The sequence below is a fragment of the bacterium genome (assembly GCA_040755795.1).
Taxonomy (GTDB): Bacteria; UBA9089; CG2-30-40-21; order CG2-30-40-21; family SBAY01; genus JBFLXS01.
The window spans coordinates 1-12,052 of record JBFLXS010000090.1 but is presented as its reverse complement, the minus strand read 5'-3'; the positions used below and the strand labels follow the sequence as shown (position 1 = coordinate 12,052).

The 12,052-nt window shown below is 33.9% G+C and carries 6 protein-coding genes; 1 reads left to right on the top strand and 5 read right to left on the bottom strand.

The genetic code is table 11. The features are described from left to right. Positions 1 to 257: 257 nt before the first annotated feature. The 5 genes from AB1414_07935 to AB1414_07915 all read right to left on the bottom strand — a co-directional run bounded on the left by AB1414_07935 (position 258) and on the right by AB1414_07915 (position 11,606). The gene (locus AB1414_07935; protein ID MEW6607368.1) at positions 258 to 2,294 is read right to left on the bottom strand and encodes a hypothetical protein; all 2,037 of its coding nucleotides are present in this window, start codon (positions 2,292 to 2,294) and stop codon (positions 258 to 260) included. 1,532 nt (positions 2,295 to 3,826) lie between these two features. Further along, positions 3,827 to 6,124, bottom strand: coding sequence for a YfhO family protein (locus tag AB1414_07930; protein MEW6607367.1), 2,298 nt, complete (start codon positions 6,122 to 6,124; stop codon positions 3,827 to 3,829). Positions 6,125 to 6,350: 226 nt separating this feature from the next. Next, a complete protein-coding gene (fusA, locus tag AB1414_07925) occupies positions 6,351 to 8,423 on the bottom strand; it encodes an elongation factor G (protein ID MEW6607366.1) in 2,073 nt (690 codons plus the stop codon). Positions 8,424 to 8,934: 511 nt separating this feature from the next. Next, positions 8,935 to 10,239, bottom strand: a complete 1,305-nt coding sequence (locus tag AB1414_07920) for a TldD/PmbA family protein (GenBank protein MEW6607365.1) — start codon at positions 10,237 to 10,239, stop codon at positions 8,935 to 8,937. Continuing rightward, entirely contained in the window at positions 10,239 to 11,606 is a 1,368-nt protein-coding gene (locus AB1414_07915; GenBank protein MEW6607364.1) for a TldD/PmbA family protein, read from the bottom strand. The genes AB1414_07920 and AB1414_07915 overlap by 1 nt, the downstream gene beginning before the upstream one ends. A 184-nt stretch (positions 11,607 to 11,790) precedes the next feature. Between AB1414_07915 and AB1414_07910 the strand changes: the two genes are divergently transcribed. After that, on the top strand, positions 11,791 to 12,052 hold a 262-nt coding region (locus tag AB1414_07910), incomplete at its 3' end, for a bifunctional diaminohydroxyphosphoribosylaminopyrimidine deaminase/5-amino-6-(5-phosphoribosylamino)uracil reductase RibD (GenBank protein MEW6607363.1).

Here is a 12,052-nt window from a genome sequence, read left to right as displayed (position 1 = left end):
TTTCTATGGTCATTAATTCCCCCGTGTTTTTTATTCGCTTGTATTACTTATATCGGAACACAAGGGACAAAACTTAAATCTTATCTCTAATCTTTCTCCATTATCCTCCTTTTTGCTGAATAGTTACGTTTATAGTTGATAGTTTCATAGACTATCAACTATAAACAATACTAATGTGAACTTTTGGTTAATACTTACTATAATATTGTTATATCTACTTAGAGAACGTTCTACTAGTTAAGTGAAAAGAATTCAAGTTAATTATTTTTAATAGTATTTTTATATATATGTATTACATTATCGATGTAAACGGGTATAAAAAAACCCGAAGAATTTAATTTTTTATCTATACCATCAAATTGTCCAAAATTTGGACTATTTGGGTCACTAGAGTTTCTGCCTACTATATAATAATCAATATGTTCAATAGGAATTGATTCATCATAGACAATATTGTTTTCCAATTTAGCGCCATAAAAAGGATAGCTTCTTAAACCAGTAACTTTTACATTTTTATTTTTCACTTCTTCATCAAACCATGAATAAGCTCCAGTGAATCCAAAATGATACTTTAACCAATTACCATATTCATTACCTCGCTTGTCTATCTTATAAGAGATTAAAAATGTTATTAAAATACCTAAAATAATGATACTGGTAAATGATAATATCCTTATTGCCCTTTTTATTGATGGTTTAAAAAGCACATCAGAAATATTACTCTTTTTATGTACGAAAAAAAGGAAAATGAATATAGATATTACAAAAACTAAATACGTTTTTCCTTTAAAATCTGGTATGCTTATTAAGATAAATAGAAATAATACGATTTCTAATAACCATTTTTGAATATAATTATTAAAAACATTCATTAAAAATGAAAAATTAATGCTAACCAATGCGAAAAATGGAAGCCCATATCTAATAGGTGTATATCCCCCCCTCAACTGGTTTAACGTTCCTTTAACATTTTCCACGCAAAGTGGTGTTATTAAGAGAGATAAAAAGGCTAATATTGGGGCTAAAAGTAAAACAGACACTTCTTTCTTCTTTCTTTTTTGCCATAAAATTATTACAAGCGAGAATAGAACTATAGGAAAAGAAAAAAGATATATAACTCCTCCTTGATTCTTTAATGCAGATAGGAACAGTAGAAAAATTTTTATTTTATTCCAATAATAAAGCAACATGGTTTGTTTTAAATCATAGAAAAATTCAATTTTAGGAATAGGTTTGAAGATATTAAATCCTAACAAAGATAATCCCTCTGGATAAATAGGACTACCTGTAATAATCCAATTCCTAATATACCAAAATCCTCCAAAAATTAATGTAATAAATAGGATCATCCACAGATCATTTATTATAGAGCTTATTTTTTGCTTTCTGTTAAACAAAAATATGTGGATTATTAATAATACAATAAAATAATATATACATGAATATTTACAGCCTAATAACAATCCCATAGAAATTCCATATAGAAGTAAATCAGTTTTATTTTTGTTATCATAATAAATAAGCATAAAATTTAAAGAAGATATAAAAAATGTAGCAACTAAAATATCATTTTGTTGGGTAATTAATTGACTAGTAACAGGATGAATAAATGAAAAAGCGACAATACCATAAATGATCCAATTAGTATTTATCATTAATTTTTTACAAATACTAAAAATTGAAAGTAGACAAATTAAAAATGGAATCCAATTTTGCAAGCCAATCAGAACATCATTCCTAAATGGCAATATAAGCCATAATGTTAGTAATTCACTATTTCCTGGATAAAACCAACATGGAATATTGAATGTATAGAGCGTTTGTTCCTTTAGCCATCCAACTGCCATTGGAATATGATATCCTATACTATCTCCATCTTTAGGTAATTCTAAAATCGCTGTTTTTAAATGAATTAATAAAATTGAGCAAAGTAAAATTAATAATACTAATAGAATTTGATTATTTTCACAATAATTAATAAATTTTTGTGGAACATTGTAGATTTTGTAGAAGTCTGTATATATATATTTTTTTTCTTTTATAAAAAGATAAATTATTAAGTATAAGATTATGAAACAAATAACGAGGTTATAGTAAGATAAAATATTTATAGCCCCTAAAAGGGATGAAAATAAAATTATTTGACCAATATATAGAACTAATAAAGATATGATACTATCAATTTTAGAATGTTTACTCATATAATATTTAGAACAAAGATGGATAGCGTTTAGAAATATAGAAATATTTATAAGTATAAAAACTATGCTTCTAATAATAGTGACAAAAGTCATTCGATCCTCTAAAATTCCCTAATTTAATAGCATAATTAATCAAATCTTAAATCCACTTATCGACCCAGCTCACCCGCCTGAGCGAAGCGAGGATCAGGTGCAGCGATTTGTTGAACTAAGCCACTTTGTGGCAGTTTTTTTGACAGATTTGTAGAACTATTTTAAGTTTATCATATTAGGATATTTGATGTCAAGAAGAAAAAGATACATTTCAGCAAAATTTTACTACCACAGATGCCTTCTTTGCAGGTATAATAGACTTCAATCAAGCATCATTTTGATGCTCATATCACTCAGTAGGATTCTGCAAAATAGGATTTGGGGGAGATAACTGAGAGTTAGACTTGAAATTAAATCAAATATCAAAATGCAAAATTACAAATCAAATTTGTAAGCGTTCAGGTGGTGTAACAAAAGGAGATATGGAGATTAAGGGGATAAGGGGATATTATTTAAAAAATTGAAATTAGTAGAAACTGATAGAAATTTATGGAAATTTGTTGTTTTCCACAATCAATTTCTACCTATTTCGTAACTATTCACCACGAAGAGCACGAAGGACACTAAGATGTTACAGAACAAATCTCTTTATGCCTTCTTCCAATCTTTCCACGTGAATTCAAACAAACATGGCTCAAGAGTTCGATGCACCGCTATAGTGCATCCAATGACTCTATTCGATAATTTGTAACCGTTCAGGTCTTGAGTTACTAATATTGATTGAGATTTCGGAACACTTACAAAATATTGAATGTAGAATATCGAATGTAGAATGTTCAAAATATAAAAACGGCCAAACAGAAAAATCCAGAAACTTCATCATTCTACATTCAGTATTCTACATTCAATATTCAATATTATTCTTGTGTTACCTGAACGATTACGATAATTTATCAAATTTCACTTCGTGTCCTTCGTGGTGAATAGTTACCCTATTTCTATAAATTTCAATCTATTTCTATTATCTTATCTCCATATCACTCTTATCTCCTTATCCCCCTTCTTACACTTTTGATGTATAGCCTGAACGGTTACGAATTATCGAATAGAGTCATTGGATGCGAGTAACTATTCACCACGAAGAACACGAAGAACACGAAGAAAATTAGATGGTCTCTGAAATTAACCACAAAATACACAAAGAAATAAAGGGAAAAATTTATTCTCTCAAAAATCTTTGACTCTTTTGTGAAACTCTCTGTGATCTTTGTGGTTAAAAAAAATTTGTAGTTATTGTCAGCCACTACCTAAAATTACAAGACATTAAATTCCATTTCGTGTCCTTCGTGCTCTTCGTGGTGAATAGTTACTAATTTTATTTACCCTTTTTCCAAATTTTTCCATTTTCCCTTTATTACACCCTGAACGCTTACCTTTTTTCATATTTTAAACTCATTCTATTTCATCCGTGTTAATCCGTGTCCATCAGCGGCTGAATAATTACGAAATTTGTCCAGGTAACCAATTATCACCAACTTCCTAACCCAACTTCCATACCGGCTCCCTAACCTTAACCTTTTATCCAATCTACATCATCTATGGATACCCTGTGTTAATCTTCTCCAAAGGTAAATCACGGTTAAAAGTAAAGTAAGAATACTAATTATTGCCCCGATTTTGAAAGAGATAGGGTTATAGATAAATCGGATTTTATGTCTGCCTTCTTTTATTGGAATTGCCCGCTGGAGATAATTTGCCTGGTAAATCTTAGTTAATTTGTCATCAACAAAGGCTTCCCACCCAGGATAATAGGTATCACCAAGCACTAAAAAACCATCATCAGTCAACTTAGCCTCAATAATTACCTCAAGCGGTGAATATTTAGTTATTTTTACCGCGGAATTCGCTGTATCTACACCCCTAAAATCTATTTCTTCTTCAATAATTACTTCCTTCCTTGGGTCAAATCCGGGGTTACTCAATTCCCCTAAAATTTCTCCCTCTCCTTTGACTATCTTTGCCTTTGGCACAACATAAACTCTGGGTAAAAACATTTTATTTTGATACACCTTTATGTCTGGAATTACCTTTTTAAAATCAGTCTTCATTACTACTTCTAAATTAGGGTCGTTCATCTCCCAGAAGGATAAAATATACTTAACATTCATTATCCCTAATATTTTTGAGAAAGCAGGCTCGGGAACAGTAAACGGCAAAGGTTCATTTGGTCTGCCATAGAGTTTCATTTTCTGATAAAGTAAGAAATAATAAAGGTTTGAGCACCGTTGAAGACCAAAACTTTTAGGCGGATAACCAAAGAAACTCTCAAGGTGATATATCATATTGAAATTCTCTTGAAGCACACCCCGATGTTTGATATAAAGGTCAAGGTCATTTCCTTTCCAGCCAGAAGATTTTGAATATACCATTCGCCAGGATTCATTATTTCCAAAACTGCAGATACGGAAGAAATCTTTATCCTGTGCTAAAAATTTCACTGTCTCTGGTGGAGAAAACCATACCTTTGGGTCAACCGCAGGATTATGTCCTATCCCAAATACAAACAGATCAATAATTAATATTAGAATCGAACCTTGAAAGCAAAATGAAGGTATTTTGATTCGATTTTTAATGTAATCCATCCCAAATCCTGCAAGGACAGATAATGATAAAGCGACAAATAATAAAAATCGATTGGGGAATCTGAAATATTGTGCCCCGGGAATAAATTCCCAGAATATCTTGAATATCGGCGTGTATTTTCCCATTGTCAGCGCTATAGATAAAACTAGAAAGAAGGCAAAAAACCTGACATAACCATTAGTTTTTAATAATCCTGATGACAGTAAGGCTAATATCAATGGAATTATACCAACATAACCGCAATTTTCCCAGAATAAGGTGTTCTCCTCATTAAAAGTCCCTTTAGCATAATCGCCATAAAAATAAGGCAAAACGAAGGTGATGAGATGTTTTGGTTGATAACCCCAACCTACCGCTTCATCAAAACTTAACCCTTGTGACCGCGTGCCTTGTTTCATAAACTCATAAGTTGGTAATAATTGAATCCCTGCAAGTGCTCCACCAATGACAAATATTAACACTAAACAAGCCAATTTCTTTGTAAAAAAAATAGAAAAGGTTTTGGAGATTTGGATTAAAGGTAGCCGGGATTTAGTTTTTTTCTCAAGAGATAGTAAATAGTTTTGGCCTATTTTAAATAAAAAGTATAAAGATGTCCCCAGCACTGAGTAATAGGCAATCTGAAAATGACCGGCTAATATCTGAATCCCAAACACCATCCCCGCCAGGAGAATATAAATTATATTCTTTTTTTTGAAGTAATATTCAATCAAGAAAAATAATAACGGTATCCATATCGCCGTATTTATCATATTAATGTGCCTGATTTGAGTGATAAAAAATCCAGAAAAGGAAAACGCCACTGCGGATAATAAAGATGCGGATTTGCTGAGATTGATTACTCTGGCATACAAAAATAGAAACAATGTTCCCAGAAAGAAGTTTAGTATAACAGAGAAGTTAAAGGCAACAAAATCTGGTAGCAGAGAAAACAGGATAAGATTTAATGGATAGAAGGCACCCATTTCACCCTGAGCTAAAATAGGATACCCACCAAAGATATATTGTGTCCAGAGAGGAATCTGCAAGTTTTTTAATGATTCACCTAAAAGATGGCGAAACGGGTAGTATTGTGACATCAAGTCACTCAGCGTCAGGTCACCGGTAATAAATATACCTTTTGATATTGCCAATTTAAAGAAGTAAATCAAAACCAGAACCAATAACCCAACGATAATAAATAAATCGGTTCTTGAAAATCTAAACTCCTCAATCTTTATTTCTTTTATCTTTTTCCTTTTACCCATTTTTTCTGAAAATCGGGACTAGGGACTCGGGGTTCGGGATTCGGGAATAAAAGAATCTTCGAACCCAGAAATCGGTGGTGTCTTAATCTAGCATAAAGGTTGAAATAGTGTCCGAATCTGTATAGATTTCACTATTAGAGTTATTTTCAGACACCATCCGAAATCCGAGTCCCGAACCCCGAGTCCCGAGTCCCTTTATTTTTGTCATCCTTTGTGAATCGCAGAGTTATGAGTGTTTCTCTTCTTTATGTTGTTGGATAATTTTTTCTGCGAGTTGATGCGGGATTTCTTCATAATAGGCGAATTCAGCGTGATAAATTGCCTTACCACGAGTAATCGAACGCAATGAGGTAGAGTATTTATACATTTCTGATTGAGGGACAAAGGCATTGACTACTTGAATTCTACCCAGCGGCTCTATCCCTTGAATTCTACCTCGTCGGCTATTCAAATCTCCAATAACATCACCCATATATTCTTCAGGCACCTTTGCCTCAACCTTCATAATTGGTTCAATAAGAACTGGATGTGCATCCTGAAATGCCTCTTTAAAGGCAAACGACCCGGCTAAACTAAAGGCAATATCCGACGAATCTACCTCATGAAAACTACCATCATATAAGATAACCTTAACCCAGAGAATAGGATAGCCCGCTAATATCCCCTTTGCCATTGCCTCTTTTACGCCTTTTTCGATAGATGGAATATATTTAGCCGGGATAGCCCCACCAAAAATTTTATCTTCAAATTCAAATGAGGTTTCGGAATTTTGAGGTAATGGTTCAATTTCTATCAATGCATGTCCGTATTGTCCTCGACCACCTGTTTGTCGTTTGTATTTTCCTTCACCTTTAGATTTGGTTTTAATCGTTTCTCGATATGGCACTTTAGGCCTTTCAATATTTACCTCTGCCCCAAACTTTTTTTGTAATTTGTGAAGCATTACATCTAAATGCAATTCACTCATTCCCGAAACAATAGTTTGACCTAACTCATGGTCATAGCGAATCTGAAAGGTTGGGTCTTCATCATGAAGTCTTGATAAGGCAAGACTCATTTTCTCCTGGTCTTGTTTTGTTTTGGGATTAACCGCAACCTCAGCGGTTGATTCAGGAAAGATAATATTTGGAAATTCAATATGGTCATTTGGCGAACATAATGTATTTCCAATAAAAGCCCCTTTAAATTTGACCAAAGCCCCAATGTCGCCACAACCAATCTCTGGAATATCATTCCGATTCTTACCCATAATCTGACAAATTTGTGAAACTTTTTCCTTGTGATTCTTGGTTGGATTATAGATTTCATCACCACTATGGACTATGCCGGAATAAACTCTAAAGAAAGTCAATTCACCAATATACGGGTCAGTAATAACCTTAAATACTAAACTACTAAATGGTGCAGTCAGCGAACATATCCTTTTTTTATCAGGGATAGTTCCAACAATCTCCCCTTGCTCAATTGGTGCAGGGAAAAGGTCTATTATCATATCTAATACCGCAGATACGCCAATATTGTTATAACTTGAACCACAAACCACAGGAATAATCTTCCTTGATTTAACACCATTGGTTAAACCAGTTATAATTTCACTTTCGTCCAGGGTCATATTTTCTAAGTATTTCTCAGTCAATTCATCTGATGTTTCGGCTATTGCCTCTAATAATTTTTCTCGAAACTGATTTACCTTATTCAATTCATCCTGGGAAATTTCTCCTTCTTCACTTTTTCCATCTTTGTAAGTATAAGATTTTAGTTTAATTAAATCAATTACCCCTCTAAAACTTGCTGATTGGCCTAAAGGTAATTGAATAGGAACGATATTAGATTTTGAATCAAGGTGTTGTTTTGTTGTCTCTAATATTTTATAAAAATCAACATTTTCTTTATCCATTTTGTTGACAAAAATTATTCGGGGGAGGTTGTATTCATCTGCATATTTCCAGGCTATTTCAGTACCTACCTCTACACCCGATGTGGCATCTATCAAAACCAGACAGGCATCTGCTACTCTTAATGAGCGAATTACCTCTCCAAGGAAATCAGTATAGCCTGGCGTGTCGATAATATTAATTTTATGATTTCTCCAATTCAGATAGGCTAAACTTGCATTGATAGATATTTTTCGTTCAATTTCGCTTGGGTCATAGTCAAATATAGTATTCCCATCATCTACTCGACCTAATCTATTAGTTACTTTGGTGTTAAAAAGTAAGGCTTCCGCAAAGGAAGTCTTTCCAGTGCCTCCATGTCCAACAATACCTACATTTCTGATATTTTGTGGTTGAAAACTCATATCTTATTCCTCCTTGATTTGGTAATTGATTAGTGACTTATTAGAATACAATATATTTAATAATAAGTCAAGAAAAAATTACGACCTGTATGATTACTTCAGACCATAGACTATAGACCAAGGAACCGATGAAAAGCAAGTTTATTCCTCTGAAAATAATCCGCAGATTTCGCAGATTACACAGATTTTTAATTTTTTATCTCCCCCGCTGGCGGGGGATTAAGGGGGTGGAAATTTCCCCTGAAAATCGGGACTCGGGAAGGCTGGTAGCCGCAGGCTTCAGCCTGATTTCACCTGAACCATCAAACCATCAAACCTATTTTCATCCCCCTTTGTGTCCCGTAGGGGCATGCTCGTTTCCCCTGAAAATGAGTGTCAGTGTCAATTTAAAGTAACACTGTCAGAAGGATTTCTGACACTGACACTCACACTGACACTTCCCCTCCTATTATCTGACTCCATAATCTTATCATTGCTTATAATTTCTAACCATACAGGTCGAAATATTCCTCTATCCTATTCCCGTAACATTTACCTCATCGATGTAAAAATGTGGGCTTCTAACCCCTTCCCAGTCGGATAACTTTGAGCCAATTGCCCGTATTTTATTAAAAATATCAAAGAGATTACAGGCAACCATTGTATCTTTCAATCTGCCAACGACCTCTCCATTTTCCACCTTAAATCCCAATTCAACATTAAAGGCAAACTCACCGGCTAAGACATTACTCTGCCCACCACCCAGAACTAAATCTATAATAATTCCTTCCTTCATATCCTTAATCATCTCGTAGAAGTCCATATTTCCTGGTAAAACTACAATATTACTGCAATGTGGTGCAGGTAAGGAATCAAAATCTCGATAGCCATTACCAGTGGAGTTAGTTTTTAAAAAACCGGCGGTTTGTAAATCAAAGATATAATTTTTCAAGACACCTTGTTCAATCAATGGTGTCTTTCGTGTGGCTATTCCTTCTCCATCTACCGGACAACTACTTATTCCAAAATCCATCGTTGCATCGTCATAAATAGTTATTTTATCATCAAATATCCTTTCGCCGAGTTTTCCAATCAAAGGCGAGGCACCTTTTTGAACTAATTTTCCATTTATACCGAGTTTAATGGTCTCTAAAAGCGTTGGGATTAATTTTGGAGTAAATATTGCGGGTAATTTTTTGGGTTTAGCCGAAAGCTCATTTTTAGACCAGGCTAACGACTCATTTATCTTGCTCACAATAGAATTAATATCCTTATTCAAATTGCATCCACTGACATATTCAGTTAGCCATAAGAGGCTATTATTTCTTACTAAAAGTCCAGTAACACAAAAGGTAAATATGGTTTTTTGATATTCAAAATCAACCCCTGATGTATTCATAATCTTTGTCTCTAAAATAGTTTTATTAATCTCTAACTCTTTACAAAATAACTCAGGTTCAATGTCTGATAGTCGGTCTATCAGGCTTTCCCCTAATTCTACGCCTTGTTCAATGGTAAAATTCTCAACCTCTTTATCGAATATTTTTATTTGTGAAGGAATGTGTGGTTTTGTTGGGAATTCAAATTTAGCCTCTTGACCAAATTTAGCACTAATAATTGCATTTTCAATTAATTGGGATGGGTTAGTCAGATTTGTGGTTGAAGAAAATCCAATCTTACCCTCTTTTATGACCCTTAATCCCAAACCATTGATTTGTTTGGTATTGATATATTTTAACTTATTATTTTCGAATTTAGTTTGAGTTAAAATAAATTGTTGGTGAATGGTTTCTGCATTTGGGGTATATTTTAAAATATTATTTAAAACATCTTCCACTATTTTCCTCCAATTACGATATTTTTAATTCGGATATGTGGTCCACCGCAGGAAACAGGTAACGGCGACTGCCCATTTTTACCACAACCACCAAGCCCACCATAAAAGACTAAATCATTACCAATCGCCTCGATATTCATTAATGTTTCAAATACATTTCCAGTCAGCACGATATCCCGTAATAAGTTTTTGACCTGACCATTTTTAATTAAATAAGCCTGTTGTGCCGAGAAGGTAAACATCTCACAATCCGTATTTCCACCAATGTATCCTTTGGCATAAATTCCTTCTTTGACATCACTTATCATCTCTTCAAAAGATAGATTTCGAGGTTCAAGATAGGTATTTGACATCCGGACAATTGGTTCAAAATTATAATTAATCGCCCTGGCATTTGCGGTGGGTTTAGCATTCATTTTAGCCGCGGTCTCACAAGAATGTAAGCGATTTAAAAATATCCCATTTTTAATAATCTCAGTTTTGCCCGCAGGAACTCCTTCCTCATCATAGGCATAAGAACCTGCTTGAAGTTGAAGTGTGGCGTCGTCAATTATTGTTAGTTCATCACCGCCAAACCTTTTACCCAATTTCATCAGTTCTTCCATCTTTTCATTTTCGTAGATATGGTCAGCCTCGGCTAAGTGTCCAAAAGCCTCGTGAATAAATACACCACATAACTCAGGGTCAAGAACAACGGTATATTTACCTCCCTGGATACTTTTGGCTTTAAGTAAATCTACGGCTAATCTACAGACATTTTCTACCTTATCATCCAATCCTTGAACCGTTTCATAGCCACAATAATCACCTGTAGATGTATGCGCCTGTTGAACATTCATACCATCTTTTGCCATCGCTACAAAACTAATCCCGCTAAATACCTTTTCCTGAAGTATATCTGTGCCTTGCGAATTGGCAAAATACTGTTTTTTATAATAATCTCGATAAGTAACCTTTGAGGTTTGAATGAGTGGGGAAAAATTCAGGATAATGGAATTATATTGTTGGCAAAGGTGATATTTTTCTTCTAATGATATTTCTCCTGGGTCTTTTCCACCAGAGATTATTTTAGAATCTACAACAGGTTGGGCAAAGGCAAACTGAGTTTTACTCTTCCCGGTCAATCTTGCCTCTTGAACGGCTAATTTGATATAAGTCTCAAGTTGCTCTATATTATTAAAGGAAACAAACCCAAAGCCACCATTGACTAACGCTCTAACATTCCCGCCGATTTTAGTAGTTACACCAATATTTTCAAGTTCTTTTCCGATAAAATCTACTTTTGTGGTTTGGTTTTCCTCTATCCTGATTTCTAAATAATCTACTTTTGGGGCTTTATTAATAGCATTTTTAATAAAATTTCTCATCTTTCCTCTAAAAATGGAATTAGTAATTAACCAATTTATATTATAACCTTTTCTTTGACTTGCGTCAAGAATTATTTTATCAGGTTGGAATTTTGTTGACAGGTGATAAATCTTCTGGTAAAATATCCCCAAGGATAAGCAATAGAGAATACAACATCTAAAAAGCATCTAAAGTAATATATTTATGGATAAAAAATATATAAAACGGACATTTATACTGGCAAAGAAATCGGCTGGTAAAACTAACCCTAATCCGATGGTCGGAGCAATCGTGGTCAAAGACGGTCAGGTTGTTGGAGAAGGTTATCATAAGGGACCAGGATTTGCTCATGCAGAAATAAATGCCCTTAACCAGGCTAAAACAAAAGCAAGAGGAGCAACCCTTTATGTGAACTTAGAGCCCTGTTCTCATCAAGGTCGAACTCCACCCTGTACCAAAAGTATTA